A 13,759-nucleotide genomic window follows, 5' to 3' on the forward strand; every position below is an offset into this window, starting at 1 on the left:
TTTAAATTTATTACACAATCTTATTTTATTTTCTTGCAATAGCTTTTTTGGCTGCCTTCACAATATTCTCAGCGTTCAAACCATATTTTTCCAGCAATTGCGTTGGGGTCCCGGATTCGCCAAATGAATCCAAAACACCGATATATTCTAGTGGAGCCGGGTTGTTTCTTGCCAAAGATTGGGCAATACTGTCTCCCAAACCGCCATTGATCTGATGTTCTTCGGCAGATACAGCACAACCTGTCTTGGCGATAGATTCCAATACTGCAGCTTCGTCAAATGGCTTGATGGTGTGGATATTGATCACTTCTGCATAGATGCCTTCTTCGCGGAGCATGGCTTCAGCTACAACTGCTTCCCAAACAAGATGTCCTGTTGCAAAGATGGAAACATCCTTTCCTTCGATCATTTTCCATGCTTTCCCGATTTCAAATTTTTGGTCTGCCGTTGTGAAAATTGGCCAAACAGGACGTCCAAATCTCAAATATGCCGGACCCACATGGTCTACCAAGGCTAAAGTTGCAGCTTTGGTCTGATTGTAATCGCATGGATTGATGACGGTCATATGCGGCAACATTCTCATCATGCCCACATCTTCCAAAATTTGGTGTGTTGCACCGTCTTCTCCCAAAGTCAAGCCTGCATGGGACGCACATATTTTGACGTTTTTGTCGGAATAAGCCACAGATTGCCTGATCTGATCATAAACCCTCCCTGTGGAAAAGTTGGCAAAAGTTCCGGTAAATGGGATTTTTCCTCCAATAGCCATACCTGCAGCCAAGCCTATCATGTTTGCTTCAGCGATACCTACCTGAAAAAATCTTTCAGGAAATTCTTTTTGAAAAGCCCCCATTTTCAATGATCCAATCAGATCAGCACAAAGTCCTACGACATTTGGATTTTTGCGTCCTGCCTCAAGCAATCCATCTCCAAATCCTGAGCGGGTATCTTTTTTATCCGTGTAGGTATATTTTAAGTCTAAGGTCTTTTCCATATTAATAGTCTCCTAAAGTTTCTTCCAATTGGCCCAAAGCGTTTTCAAGTTCAGCATCACTCGGTGCCACACCATGCCATTTGTGGGTGCCTACCATGAAATCCACGCCATATCCCATTTCGGTATACAAAAGAATCATCACAGGTTTTCCTTTTCCTGTAAGGCTTTTTGCTTCAGCCAGGCCGTTTACCACTGATTCTACATTGTTTCCTTTTTTTATTTCGATCACATCCCAGCCAAATGCTTCCCATTTTGCTTTGAGATTTTTCAGATCCATGATTTTTGAGGTTGGTCCATCTATCTGCTGGCCGTTATAGTCAATGGCCGCAATCAGGTTGTCCACCTTGTGGTGCGCAGCGTACATGCCGGCTTCCCAAACCTGACCTTCCTGTTGCTCGCCGTCACCCATCATCACATAGACAAGCTTGTCGTCCTTATCGATTTTTTTGGCTTGGGCAACACCGATGGCTACAGAAAGTCCCTGTCCCAATGAACCGGAAGCGATTCTGATTCCCGGAAGTCCCTCATGAGTAGCCGGATGCCCCTGAAGCCGTGAATTCAATTTCCTGAATGTCCCCAATTCCTCTGTGCTGAAGTATCCGCTTCTAGCCAATACACTGTACCAAAGTGCAGAAACGTGCCCATTGGAAAGAAAGAACAGGTCTTCATCCTTACCGTCCATCTTGAACTTGTTGTCGTGGGTCATCTCATTGAAATAGAGCGCGACAAAAAATTCAGTGAGACCTAGGGCGGCGCCAGGGTGTCCTGACTGTACGGCATGTACCATACGGAGGCAATCCCTTCTAACTTGAGAACAGATTTGTTTGAGTTGATCGATAGATTGTTTTTCCATTAGTTGGAATTATTTGAGTATTTGATTGGTATGGTTTTTAGTATCTACTTTTTCGATTATTTCTGTCAAAACCCCCTCTTCATCAATGACAAAAGTGGTTCTGGCAGTTCCCATATACTTTCTGCCATACATGGATTTTTCTACCCAGGTACCGTATGCTTCATGGACTTTGAGGTCTTCATCGGCAATGAGCGGGAAGGGGAGGTTTTGTTTTTCGATGAATTTGAGATGTGATTTTTCGGAATCTGAACTTACTCCAAGCACGATAAAACCTGCTTTTTGCAATGCTTCATAATTGTCTCTGAGGTTACAGGCCTGTGCTGTACATCCCGGTGTGGCGTCTTTTGGATAAAAATAAAGGATAACTTTTCTACCTTTGAAGTCGGATAGTTTGATGATGTTTCCGTTTTGGTCTTTTGCTTCAAAACTTGGCGCTGGATTTCCTACTGCTAATGACATAATGTTTTTTGTTTAAAGTTGAAGATTGATTAAAGCTTGGTGGTATAGCGTTTTTCATTCCCTGCCATATCCCTTACTATCAATAGAACTTCTCCTTTGAATGGTTGTTTATCTAATTTTTCGGACCAGATCACACTTTGTTTGTGTTCATACCTCATCAGTATCCATTTTCCATCCACATAAGCTTCAAAATCTTTGATCCCGGATTTATCATCTTTGATCACAAATCTCATTTCAGCTGTGTTGACTCTTACAGGTGCTATTGTGGGAGCCGTCTTGTCTACGTCCAAAACAAAAGTACCAAAATTTCTGGTTTTGAATCTGATATCTTCATTTTCCCATTCACCACCAACAAATGATTTACGTCCATTATCCGCTTGAAAATAGATATGGGTGTTTTTTTTATCCCCTGTAAATCCTGTATTTCTGATCAAAACCTCCATGTTGCTTTGAAGGTATTCAGAAGGACTGTTGATTCTGATGGATGGCCCATTGCCATTTTTTTTCCTTTCTATGCGGAGGAATAGGTCATCCAAAAGGGTGTTTTCTGAAAATTTGATTTCGACATCATTATTTGCAAAAGAGATTTCTTCGCCAAAGGGAATTTTGACAAGAACTCCCGGTTTTATGATTTCTGTACAAAGGTCTACCGAGTCAGGAACACCATAGCGCATATCCCAAAGGTAGTTTCTTCGGCCATCTTGGATATAGGCAGGAGGGATTTCCATTTCAAGACTGTTTACAAAAACCTTGGCCAAAGTACCCCATTCTGAACCAGCAGTCTGGATGGACATCACTTCCCTATTGAATGATATATTGGTAGTCTTATTGGCAGAAATGGCCTGGCTTCCTATCTGGGTTTTTGTATCTTCTCCCTCGACCTGCAGACTTAGAACCCGTGCATTGCCGAAGTAGTCCTTCATCGTGACTTTGAGCTGCTTTTTCTCCCCTGTTTTGGCAGAGATAGCGCCGGCAGTCAGGGAATCCGGTTCGTATATCTTGAGTTGATTGTTGGGATACTGATAGAGTCTGATAAACCTGTTTTGGTACATATGACTCAAAAAGAACCTCCCTTTATTGAAGTCGACATGGTCAACATTGATACGGTAAAGCGGTTTTTCGTTTTCGAGCATTTCTATGACCGGAATTCCAAAAACATTATTGACACCGTCCATTTTATCCACCGCATAGATTTCTACACCGACCCGTCCAGTGATTTTTACAGGTTGGTGAAGAATATACCTTCCGCCTTCGATGATGGGGGTAAATTCTTGTCTTTGATATCGGCCATTGACCCTAGCATCAGAATCGAGTGGGCTTAGGGCGATTCTGTATAAAACCGGAGGTGTTTTGTCTACCACTTCTTTGAAGCCAAAAATAAATGGGTCTATGGCCCTGTCAAGGCTGTCTCTGATTTCAAAATGCAAATGCGGTCCACCCGAACTCCCTGTATTGCCGCCGTTTCCTATGATTTCCCCTTTTTTGATGGGGAGGAATTCAGGATCCGGAAATACTTCCAATTCGTTTTTCTGGGCAAAATACATCTCCTTCCGCATGAATTCCATGATCTTGGGAGAAAGGTTCCGGAGATGGGCATACACGGAAGACTGGCCGTTGGTATGCTTGAGGTAGATGATATTGCCATAACCAAAGGAAGAAATTTTGATCCTGTACACGTATCCATCAGATATGGCGAGAACCGGTTCTCCATCGACACCGCCGATTTTGACGTCTATTCCTGAATGGAAATGGTTGGGACGGATTTCACTGAAATTTCCTGATAGGAGATTCCTGCTTCCGGGCTTGACCGGAAAAAGGTATTCCTGGGCATGGAGGAGGAAAGGAAAAAATAAAAATAAAATGAGGAGGTATTTACTTGACTTCAAAATCCAATAGCTTTTTATCTTCTATAAATGCTTCTAACCTATCTCCAATAGAGACTTTTCCAACCCCCGCAGGAGTTCCGGTAAAGATGAGGTCTCCTTTTTTCAAGGTGAAAAATTGGGAAACATATTCAATGATTACAGCAAAATCAAACAGCATCATGGAAGTATTTCCTTTTTGCCTCAACTCCCCATTGATATGGAGGTGGAAATTGATATCTGCAAAATTTTCAAACTCGGACACAGGTAAAAATTCCCCGATGGGAGCGGATCCGTTAAAAGCTTTGGCGATTTCCCAGGGAAGTCCTTTTGCTTTGCACTTATCCTGAATGTCTCTTGCAGTGAAGTCAATTCCAATCCCGATTTCATCAAAGTACCGGTCAGCAAATTTTTTTTGGATATGTTTGCCTTCCTTACACACCTTCAAAACCAATTCTACTTCATGGTGGATATTCTCCGAAAAGTCAGGATGGTAAAAGGGAGCGTTATTTTTGAGAACAGCAGTATCAGGTTTCAGAAACACCACAGGAGCAGTTGGGCGCTCGTTTTTCAGTTCCTCAATATGTTCTGCGTAGTTTCTTCCGATTGCAATAATCTTCATGGAAAAGGGAGTTTTTGGCTATGGCAAAGAAAGGGATTTTTTGTGGAAAGACATAGGGATATTGTACAGCAAAAAGATTAAAAAATTGGAAAAAGAGATGGTTTTTTTATCCTAAGGTTGCATTTAAAACGTGTTTAAAGAAACCACTATTTTAAGATTTGATTTACTTTTTGAACGAAAAAATCAAATTAGAACTTGCAAAAAGTTTGGGGATTTTTGACAATTACCCGACAAATTACGTGATTTTTGAATGGAGAAGAAACCCTCAATCCTAAGTGAGCCCGGTATAGCCAACTACAAAAAGTCCCTATTGTCTGCCCATGACATTTTGAATGTGGAATTGTAAGGTTGGATAAACCATTCCAAAGAGTGGAGACTTTCCGCAAAGGTTTGAAGAAAAGATCCGTTGAGGGATTGAAAGAAATATCGGGTCTTGATAATAACACTTTGGAAGCTGAATTGTCTCTCTCTGCCAAGACCCTTCATAGAAAAGATGTTTTTGATGAAGATCAATCTGAAAAGATGTATGAATTGGCAGAGTTATATGCTTTGGGTACCAATTATTTTGGCAGTGGGGGTTTTGAGCGTTGGATGGAGAGGCCACTTTTTACCATTTGAAATAGAATTCCCCTTGATCTTCTTGATGTTTCTGAATGGCTTGATATTCTAAAGACCGAGATTATGCGCCTGCTGTGCGTTCTATTGTTGATAAAACTTCAATCAACTTTGTGATCAATCCATTATCCCAAAATTTTCCTTCAGTTTCTTTCCGGGTTTATCCTCTAAATTTAGATCTAAGGATTATCTGTTAAAAAAGGAAAAAGGCTCAAGATTTGATCTTGAACCTTTCAAAGGAAAAATTTCATTTCTTCTTTTCATCGGTTTTTTTTTCCGGTAACATCAGTTTGATTATAAAACTAAAGCCTATGATCAGGTGGAGAAGAATCAGAAATAGGATTATTTTTGTACCGAAGGTCATGATTTTATTTGTGGATTGGTCTAATATCATCAAAGCCCAAGGAAATTCTGTCAATTTAGGACAAATTCACTATGATTATCAGCAACTTGAGTTTCGAAATCCTGATACTATTTCAACTTTATGCCAACAATATTTTTATCTATTTCAATATAATACCCTAAACCTGATTGTGCCGGGAATTTCTTTCATGGCTTCGATCATTTCCGGTGAATAAGCTTTGTCAATATCCGAAATCACATATCCGATTTTTTCATTGGTCTTAAGGTATTGACCGACAATATTGATATTATAACTGGCTAGGATTTGGTTGATTTTTGCCAATACACCGGGTTCGTTTTGGTGGACGTGGATCAACCTGTGTGCATCTCTTAGGAAAGGCAATTGGATATTGGGGAAGTTTACAGAGTTGTAAGTATTTCCCGTATTGATGTATTCCATTATTTTGCCCGGGACAAATCTTGCTATGTTTTGTTGCGCTTCTAGGGTAGATCCTCCGATGTGGGGTGTCAAAATGGTATTTTTCATGCCGATCAATTCAGATGCAAAAGGCTCATCATTATTTTTAGGTTCATGCGGAAATACATCCACTGCAGTACCTGCGATATGTCCTGATTCCAAAGCTGCTTTCAGGGCAGGAATATCTACAACATGACCTCTGCTAAGATTTACCAAGTAGGAGCCCTTTTTCATCAAATCAATTTTGGATTTATCGATAAGACATTTGTTGTCTTTTCTGCCATCCACATGTAAGGAAATCACATCACAGGTCTTAAGCAATTCATCCAAAGAATCAATTTTTGTTGCATTTCCGAGCGCAAGTTTTTCGATGACATCATAGTAGTAGACATCCATGCCCATGTTTTCTGCCAAAACTGAGAGTTGGGCACCGATATTTCCATATCCTACGATTCCTAATTTTTTACCTCTGATTTCAAAACTGCCTGAGGCAGATTTATCCCATATACCTTTGTGCATGCCATGGCTTTTGTCATGGAAGCCACGCATCAGGAATATGATTTCGGCAATTGCCATTTCCACTACTGAACGGGTGTTGCTGAAAGGCGCATTAAATACCGCGATTCCCTTTTCGGTACAGGTTTCCAAGTCAATCTGATTAGTGCCAATGCAAAAAGCACCTATGGAAATCAACCTGTTGGCATTTTCCAAAACTTTCTTGGTTACATTGGTTTTGGAACGGATGCCAAGAATGCTAACATTTTTGATTTTTTCTGCAAGTTCATCCTCACTTAGTGCAGAACTGATCACTTCTACATTATAGCCTTCATGTTTCATCAATTCCACACCAATAGGATGGACATTTTCAAGCAAGAGGACATTGATTCGGCTTTTTGGGTAGGAAAATTTTTTGTTCATCTTATTGACGTAAAGGATTTCATCTAAACTTGGTGCTATATGATCTGCTTTTGAAGTTACTTTTGGTCTTTCCACATTTTCTGTAAAGGCATAGAATTTGTTGGCCAATCCCGATTCTTTGATTTCATAATCTGTGTAGCCGTCTCCTATTACATAGATGTCACCTTCGAGATTGAGGGTTTTGATGGTTTTGGATTTGCCACCGTTTTTAGAAAGTACGTTTTCACGGTTGAAGTCAATTATTTTGCCCGCATCATCATATATAAACTCATTCGCAAAAACATTTTCAGCTTTGATTCCATACTCCCCGACTATGGGAGTGATAAAATCCTTAAAGCCGTTAGAAATGATGATGATGTTGTCAGCGTTTTCTTCAAAAAATTCTTTGTTCCGCTGGAAGGATTTGGAGACTTTGGTTTTCAGTTCAGAGATCAATTCCGAAATCTGAGGCTTGGAAGCTTCCAATATATCCAACCTTCTTTCAAGGCTTTCGCGGAAGTTGAGACTTCCTTCCATCCCAAGGTCTGTGATGTTTTTGATGGCCTGTATTTTTTCAGCTCTCTTTGGATCATTTTTTAGGCTGATTTCTCCCAATACATCCAATGCTTCGACTTGGGTAAAAGTACTGTCAAAATCAATGATAAATTTCTTGCTGCTGGGCATTATTGCTGTGGATTTTTTATGATCTAAGCTCAAAATTAGCATATTATTAAAAAGTAAACCCTTTTATTGAACAAAATACTTTTGTGATTTTTGGCACTTACCCTTGAAATCGATTGAGAAGGTTGTATTTACATTTATCCGATGAGCCTTTCGCCTGTCAACTCATAGACTAACCATTTGATATCCATGTTTTCATCATATTCAGAATCAAGAACGAATTTTTCTTTGTCCAATAGAAATCGGTAAATAAACCAATCTGTTTTTGGTGTTGGAATATTTAGGATATCATTGAAATGTATCCATTCCAAGGTCCCTTCATTGCATTCAGGAGGAGGGATTTTTTCGATTTCAGCCCAATACACATAATTGATCCAATTATAGTTGATAGGGGAGGTTTCAGTCAGGATACCACAAAATTCCATGGTCTCTACCTTGATTCCAGCCTCTTCCCTAGTTTCTCTGATAGCTCCTGTCAGCGGAGTTTCAAAAGGATCCAACTTGCCACCAATTGGTGTATAAAGGTCCTTATTGGGTTCCTTTAACCGCTTCAATAGTAAGAAGCTGTCTCCGTTTTTGAGCACGCATATTGTTGCTGTTTTTTTTATTCCAAGTGGTACGTTACTCATCTATTGAGTTGTTTTTGAAATGCTTCAATAAATAGACCTACATCATGTCCGTCCATCAGTGCATGGTGCACATGGATTGAAACGGGCATGGTTTTGATTCCTCGTGATTCTGTTACTTTTCCAAATGAGATCTTTGGACAAGAATCGGGAAAAGAAAAACTTCTCGCATGTGACAATGAAGTGAAGTCTATCCATGGTATCGATGAAAAGTGAACCACGTTTTCTCCTGAGCCTGCAGGAATTAGACCAGTGCTGTTTCTAACTTTTTCTATTTCTATTTTGGCAGATTTTTCAAATTCTATAAAATCTTCGAAGTAATCCAAATAAGAAAAGCCAAACGTCCCATTTTCCCTATTGATAGTTGGAGATGCATTGATTTTATCAAAGACAAGGACTTGACCGTTTTTGATTCTGTACCTGAATGCTTCTATGGAATTGACTGCCTGAAGAGAGGAATGTAGATAATAGAGAAAGAATGAGCTGCCTTTTGATTTGGAAGTCTCATATGCTTTTGTGCAATCCATCCTGACTGTCAATCCAAAAAACGGTTCTTCAAATTTACTGAAAAACAAGAAGTGGTCTTTTCGGGACCACTTTTCGATATCAAGAATCCTGTACATTCTTAATTTTTTATTTGATGGATTTAATCAATCTTTCATTTAGACTCACATAATCTGGGTTTTTAGCTTCCTTTGCCATTTCCATGGATTTGGTTGCACTTTCAATGGCTTCTTTTTTCTTACCAAGTGCCAATTCAATTTTGGCTTTCAAGTGCATCGTCCAGTATTTTGGATCTTGATTGACAGATTTCGAGATCCAATCAAAGGCCTGGTCCATGTCCTTGTTGTTGGTAAAATAATAATTGGCTGCCTGATAAAGTAACCCCGGATTCTCTGCTTCTTTATCTATCACCAAAGCCTTTATTTCTGCCATCACTATGCTGTCCACTTCGGTCTCTATCCGGAATTTCACCCTAGTGTTTTCCCATTTCATTGCGATGGTAGCTCCGGTATCCGTCATGTCCACGAAATTGATTTCCATGGTTTCATATTTTTGACCGGTTTTTCCGGGCTTCACATTAAACCTTACTAGGTCATCTTTTGGATCATATCCTACGGCACCCCACAATTTTGTATTTTTAGAAAGAATAATTGTCCATTCTGTCTTACCGGGAATGGAATAAAGCGCGTAAGATCCAGCTGGAATTAAATTCCCTTCAACTTTTGCCTCATTTTTAAAATTGATAATCGTAGCGGCATTTGCCCCTGTTCTCCAAACTTCCCCGAATGGAACTAATTCTCCAAATATTTTTCTTCCCTTCGTACTTGGACGGCTATATTCAATTATGACATCAGTAAGTCCAATTTTTTGGCTGATGGTAGCCGAAGGACTCGCCTGTGGCATTTGGATTTGTTGCCCTATTGCTAGGGTTGAAAATGTTGCAAATAATATAAATTGCAATAAAATGGATTTGGTTTTCATTTTTTTGTATATTAATTTAGTTAATCTAGATTTAACAATTGTAAAGATAATAATTTATTCAATGTGTATTATTTAAAGCCTTTTGAAAAGGTGGTACGGTTAATTTTAAATAATAGGTCCTTTTGTAACCGCTTAAAAAATTGTTTTTTTACTTAAGGAGATAGAAAAGCAATTTTGAACCGAATTAAATTTTAAAAAGTCAAATGAGTATAGCAATAATTTCACCTGGGAGAGACGTAAGTTCTTGGGTAAAAACATTTGAAAAGGTTGATTCAGGAATTGATGTTCAGGTTTTTCCAAATATAATTGACAAGAAATCTGTCGAAGTCGTCATTCTGTGGCAGCATCCAAAGGGGATTCTCAAGGAATTTCCAAATCTCAAATTGATCTGTTCTATGGGTGCTGGAGTTGACCATATTTTGAGTGATTCTGAAATACCCTTTTCAATGCCAATCACAAGGATTGTTGACCCTGGACTTACTATTCCTATGACAAATTATGTGGTCATGGCTACATTAAATTTTCAAAGGCAGCTTTTTAGGTATCAAACAAACCAAAAATTAAAAATTTGGGATATGAGCAATCCTGAACTGGAGACAAGAGTGGGAGTGATGGGGGTAGGTGCTTTGGGAAGTGATGTCATCGAAAAATTAAAGTTGCTTCGGTTTCCTGTTTTTGGATATGGAAACAGCCCAAAGTCAGGTACAGATTATCCTTATTACCATGGTGATGAACTTCCTTTATTTTTGAAAGAGGTAAATTTGATTATATGTATGTTACCCTTAACACCTAGAACCGAAAATATCCTTGACATGGGTTTTTTTCGTAAATGCAACAAAGGGACATATATAATTAATGTAGCGAGGGGTAACCATCTTGTCGAAGAGGATTTATTGGCCGCAATTGATGAAGGAATCATTTCAGGTGCTTTTTTGGATGTTTTTAGAAAAGAACCTTTACCAAAAGAGCATCCGTTTTGGAATTCTGATAAAATCACAGTCACCCCGCATATAGCAAGTGTTACCAATCCGGATTCAGCTATACCACAAATAATTGAGAATTATAAAAGAATCAAAAACCATGAACCACTTCTGAACAAGATAAACCCAATTTTAGGATATTAACCAGTAAACAAAATGGACACTACTTTTAAGATTGTTTGCCCAACAGATTTCTCAGAATGTTCACTCAATGCCATTGAATATGCTGCTAAGCTAGGGGAAATGTATAATGCTGATTTATTTTTATTCCATGTGCCTGATAAAGAAGATTATCAAAAACTGGCTTCAAATGAATTTCACTCAGGCGATCAATATTCTTTTATCCAAAAGAAATTGGACAGTTTGGTAAATATCGTTAGCCAAGAAAGTATTCCAAAAGGTTTGAAATCGTGTCAAAGCGAATTCATTGAAGGCAAAACGGTAAATACCATATTGGAGTATGCTGATGTCCAAAATGCCGATCTTATCATCATGGGGACTGAGGGAGTCAATGATTTTAAACAGAATTATATCGGGACAAGGGCAAGTAGACTTGTGGAAAAATCAGACAGAGATGTAATGGTCATTCCTCGAAAGGTATTTTTCAAATCACCAAAAAAATTGGTTTATGCTACTGATTATCTTGAGGAGGATAAACTCGCGATTCAAAAAGTGGTGGACCTAGCCCGAAATTGGGATAGTGAAATAGATATTGTTCATGTGAGTACCAAAATGAAAAACATAGATAAATCACTGCACATGACTATGGTTCAGGAGCTTAAACCATTTTTAAAATATGAAAAAGTCAACTTTGTTCTCAAATCCTACAGAGACGAACCCGGTTTGGGATTAGAAAATTATCTGATCATATCCAAAGGAGATATCCTGATTACATTGAGTAAAAAGAAGACATGGTTTGAACAGATATTTTCTAATAATCTCTCCCGAAAGATGTCATATTTCATCAATAAGCCACTCTATGTAATCAAAAAAGTTTAGTGATTTTATTTGGGTTCACCATTAAATTTTGATTTTATAAAACCAATAAATTCCTGTCTGGTGGAAGTATTTGTAAAAACCTTTTTGATTACTGAAAAATAACCTTTTACAGTAATCTTTTTTGGCCCTTCTTCGCGTTGAGTCTCGTTGGTACCCCCAAATGAATCTTTTGTTTGTGCAGATTTTTGTTCAGTATTTTTATTTGGTTCATATCCGATTAGGTCATCTGCCTTTGAAAAACTTGATTTGGCTCTTTCCTGATAGCCAAGTTTTTCTTCAAGCAATCCTTTGTTGTTGTATGCTACTGCATCCTCAGGATCAAGCTCAATGGCCCTTTCATAATCTTCAATAGCTCCTTTCACATCTCCGATTCTATCCCTAAAATACGCTCTGCTTGAAAAACGGTATGGATTTTTTGGGTCGAGGTTGATAGCTCTGTCAAACTCAGCCAAGGCTTCCTCATCATTTTTCATCAAATGAAGTACCACTGCCCTGTCATTGATATAGCTCGGATTGTAGGGGTCCAAGTCAATCAGTTTATTGAAATCTGCCAAAGCAGAGTCAAAATCACCCAAACGTGAAAAAACACGGGCCCGGAAAAAATAGTATTCTGTATTGTTTCCGTCTTCCTTGATGCAAAAATTAATTTGGGAAAGGGCATCTTCGAATTTGCCTTCCTTGAAATGAGCGATACTTAATTGAAATTCTTTCACTTGCTTGACTGTTAATTTCTGAAGTAAATACAAAACTAGGGCTAATAAAGTTTAAAATTAATCAGACCTTATTCAGGTATTCTTTCCCTAAAATGTTTTCTTTATATATTTGAATCGAAAACTCAAACCATGGCCAACAAAGCAGAAGATGTATTAAAAGACCTTAAGTCAGGAAAATATGCACCTATCTATTTTTTACAGGGAGAGGAACCGTTTTTTATAGATCAAATATCAGATTTCATCGAATCCAATGCCCTTCAGCCGCATGATAAAGGGTTTAACCAAGTGGTTATGTACGGCAAAGACGTAACGGTCCCTGATATACTGAACAATGCAAGGAGGTTTCCTATGATGGCAGATAGGCAGGTTGTCATAGTCAAAGAAGCACAGAACATCCCCCAACTTGGTAAAGATGAAATAGATCAAATGCTGATCAATTACATCAAAAATCCACTTCCGAGTACAATTTTAGTGTTTGCCCACAAATACAAAAACCTTGACGGCAGAAAGGCATTGGCTAAGGAGTTGGAAAAAAGTGCAGTTTTTGTAAAATCTGAAAAGATTAAAGACAACATTTTGCCATCATGGATTGAAAGTTTTGTAAAGAGCAAAGGACATGCTATTGACAATGCAACTTCATTTTTTTTGGCGGATAGTATTGGAAACAATCTTGAAGTGATTTCCAACGAACTTTCAAAGATGTTTCTCAACCTTCAAGGCGAAACAAAAATCACCAAAGATCATATTCAGAAGTTTATCGGGATTAATAAGGAGTACAATAACTTTGAGCTAACCAAAGCTATGGGAGTAAAGGATGTCGTCAAGGCAAATAAAATCATCCATTATTTTTCCCAAAATCCCAAAAACCATCCTCTTATACCAATTATTGCGCTGGTTTATGGATTTTTTAGCAAAGTCGCTTTGGTACATTTCAACAAACAAATGGCTGATGCCGAACTTGCAAGAATAACCGGTGTTCATCCCTATTTTCTCAAAGAATATAGGATAGCTGCAAATAATTACCGCTTAGGCAAGGTTATTGATTGCTTCGCATATATAAAAGAAGCGGATTTGCGTTCTAAAGGAGTCGATGCAAACGGAATGGAGAGTAAGGAGATTCTTAGAGAATTAGTATTTAAAATCATGCATTAAA

General features: G+C 38.5%; 14 protein-coding genes. 4 read left to right on the forward strand and 10 right to left on the reverse strand.

The window, feature by feature from the left end; genetic code table 11:
• Positions 1 to 25 precede the first annotated feature (25 nt).
• Genes NU887_RS11140 through NU887_RS11160 form a run of 5 tightly spaced genes read right to left on the reverse strand, consistent with a single transcriptional unit; the run spans position 26 to position 4,790 of the window.
• Positions 26 to 994: a transketolase family protein gene (locus tag NU887_RS11140; protein WP_258423446.1), complete on the reverse strand. Its 969-nt coding sequence runs from the start codon at positions 992 to 994 to the stop codon at positions 26 to 28.
• 1 nt (position 995) lies between these two features.
• Positions 996 to 1,847, reverse strand: a complete 852-nt coding sequence (locus tag NU887_RS11145; RefSeq protein ID WP_258423447.1) for a transketolase — start codon at positions 1,845 to 1,847, stop codon at positions 996 to 998.
• Positions 1,848 to 1,856: 9 nt separating this feature from the next.
• Positions 1,857 to 2,306 carry a thioredoxin-dependent thiol peroxidase gene (gene bcp / locus NU887_RS11150; RefSeq protein WP_258423448.1) on the reverse strand — a complete coding sequence of 150 codons (450 nt, stop codon included), beginning with the start codon at positions 2,304 to 2,306 and terminating at the stop codon, positions 1,857 to 1,859.
• A 29-nt stretch (positions 2,307 to 2,335) separates the two neighbouring features.
• Entirely contained in the window at positions 2,336 to 4,192 is a 1,857-nt protein-coding gene (locus NU887_RS11155) for a M23 family metallopeptidase (RefSeq protein ID WP_258423449.1), read from the reverse strand.
• Positions 4,179 to 4,790: a fumarylacetoacetate hydrolase family protein gene (locus NU887_RS11160; protein WP_258423450.1), complete on the reverse strand. Its 612-nt coding sequence runs from the start codon at positions 4,788 to 4,790 to the stop codon at positions 4,179 to 4,181. The genes NU887_RS11155 and NU887_RS11160 overlap by 14 nt, the downstream gene beginning before the upstream one ends.
• Positions 4,791 to 5,159: 369 nt before the next feature.
• On the opposite strand from NU887_RS11160, the gene NU887_RS11165 reads away from it, so the two are divergent.
• On the forward strand, positions 5,160 to 5,408 hold the full coding sequence (locus tag NU887_RS11165) for an antitoxin Xre-like helix-turn-helix domain-containing protein (RefSeq protein ID WP_258423451.1): 249 nt from the start codon (positions 5,160 to 5,162) through the stop codon (positions 5,406 to 5,408).
• Positions 5,409 to 5,913: 505 nt separating this feature from the next.
• Here the strand turns inward: NU887_RS11165 and serA are convergent.
• From serA to NU887_RS11185, 4 genes are all read right to left on the reverse strand, one after another.
• Positions 5,914 to 7,806 carry a phosphoglycerate dehydrogenase gene (serA, locus tag NU887_RS11170; RefSeq protein ID WP_258423452.1) on the reverse strand — a complete coding sequence of 631 codons (1,893 nt, stop codon included), beginning with the start codon at positions 7,804 to 7,806 and terminating at the stop codon, positions 5,914 to 5,916.
• 134 nt (positions 7,807 to 7,940) lie between these two features.
• Positions 7,941 to 8,432, reverse strand: a complete 492-nt coding sequence (locus NU887_RS11175) for an NUDIX hydrolase (protein WP_258423453.1) — start codon at positions 8,430 to 8,432, stop codon at positions 7,941 to 7,943.
• Positions 8,429 to 9,052, reverse strand: a complete 624-nt coding sequence (locus tag NU887_RS11180; protein ID WP_258423454.1) for a chloramphenicol acetyltransferase — start codon at positions 9,050 to 9,052, stop codon at positions 8,429 to 8,431. Before NU887_RS11180 ends, NU887_RS11175 begins: the two co-directional genes overlap by 4 nt.
• 10 nt (positions 9,053 to 9,062) lie before the next feature.
• Positions 9,063 to 9,914, reverse strand: coding sequence for a DUF2911 domain-containing protein (locus NU887_RS11185; RefSeq protein ID WP_258423455.1), 852 nt, complete (start codon positions 9,912 to 9,914; stop codon positions 9,063 to 9,065).
• A gap of 203 nt (positions 9,915 to 10,117) precedes the next feature.
• Here NU887_RS11185 and NU887_RS11190 point away from each other — a divergent pair, with 203 nt between their 5' ends.
• Positions 10,118 to 11,038, forward strand: coding sequence for a 2-hydroxyacid dehydrogenase (locus tag NU887_RS11190; RefSeq protein ID WP_258423456.1), 921 nt, complete (start codon positions 10,118 to 10,120; stop codon positions 11,036 to 11,038).
• A 12-nt stretch (positions 11,039 to 11,050) separates the two neighbouring features.
• Positions 11,051 to 11,893: a universal stress protein gene (locus NU887_RS11195; RefSeq protein ID WP_258423458.1), complete on the forward strand. Its 843-nt coding sequence runs from the start codon at positions 11,051 to 11,053 to the stop codon at positions 11,891 to 11,893.
• 5 nt (positions 11,894 to 11,898) lie between these two features.
• Here the strand turns inward: NU887_RS11195 and NU887_RS11200 are convergent, their stop codons facing one another.
• Complete coding sequence (locus NU887_RS11200) at positions 11,899 to 12,606, reverse strand: tetratricopeptide repeat protein (protein ID WP_258423459.1); 708 nt, start codon at positions 12,604 to 12,606, stop codon at positions 11,899 to 11,901.
• A gap of 129 nt (positions 12,607 to 12,735) precedes the next feature.
• Here NU887_RS11200 and holA point away from each other — a divergent pair, with 129 nt between their 5' ends.
• Positions 12,736 to 13,758, forward strand: coding sequence for a DNA polymerase III subunit delta (gene holA, locus NU887_RS11205; RefSeq protein ID WP_258423460.1), 1,023 nt, complete (start codon positions 12,736 to 12,738; stop codon positions 13,756 to 13,758).
• Position 13,759: the final 1 nt, after the last annotated feature.

Source organism: Aquiflexum gelatinilyticum (assembly GCF_024741135.1).
Taxonomy (GTDB): Bacteria; Bacteroidota; Bacteroidia; order Cytophagales; family Cyclobacteriaceae; genus Cognataquiflexum; species Cognataquiflexum gelatinilyticum.

Bases quoted from the DNA above. Each gene is read 5' to 3' on its own strand.
- NU887_RS11175 (WP_258423453.1), bottom strand. From the start codon at position 8,432: ATGAGTAACGTACCACTTGGAATAAAAAAAACAGCAACAATATGCGTG.
- NU887_RS11160 (WP_258423450.1), bottom strand. From the start codon at position 4,790: ATGAAGATTATTGCAATCGGAAGAAACTACGCAGAACATATTGAGGAA.
- NU887_RS11190 (WP_258423456.1), top strand. From the start codon at position 10,118: ATGAGTATAGCAATAATTTCACCTGGGAGAGACGTAAGTTCTTGGGTA.
- NU887_RS11185 (WP_258423455.1), bottom strand. From the start codon at position 9,914: ATGAAAACCAAATCCATTTTATTGCAATTTATATTATTTGCAACATTT.
- NU887_RS11195 (WP_258423458.1), top strand. From the start codon at position 11,051: ATGGACACTACTTTTAAGATTGTTTGCCCAACAGATTTCTCAGAATGT.
- NU887_RS11180 (WP_258423454.1), bottom strand. From the start codon at position 9,052: ATGTACAGGATTCTTGATATCGAAAAGTGGTCCCGAAAAGACCACTTC.
- holA (WP_258423460.1), top strand. From the start codon at position 12,736: ATGGCCAACAAAGCAGAAGATGTATTAAAAGACCTTAAGTCAGGAAAA.
- bcp (WP_258423448.1), bottom strand. From the start codon at position 2,306: ATGTCATTAGCAGTAGGAAATCCAGCGCCAAGTTTTGAAGCAAAAGAC.
- serA (WP_258423452.1), bottom strand. From the start codon at position 7,806: ATGCCCAGCAGCAAGAAATTTATCATTGATTTTGACAGTACTTTTACC.
- NU887_RS11140 (WP_258423446.1), bottom strand. From the start codon at position 994: ATGGAAAAGACCTTAGACTTAAAATATACCTACACGGATAAAAAAGAT.
- NU887_RS11145 (WP_258423447.1), bottom strand. From the start codon at position 1,847: ATGGAAAAACAATCTATCGATCAACTCAAACAAATCTGTTCTCAAGTT.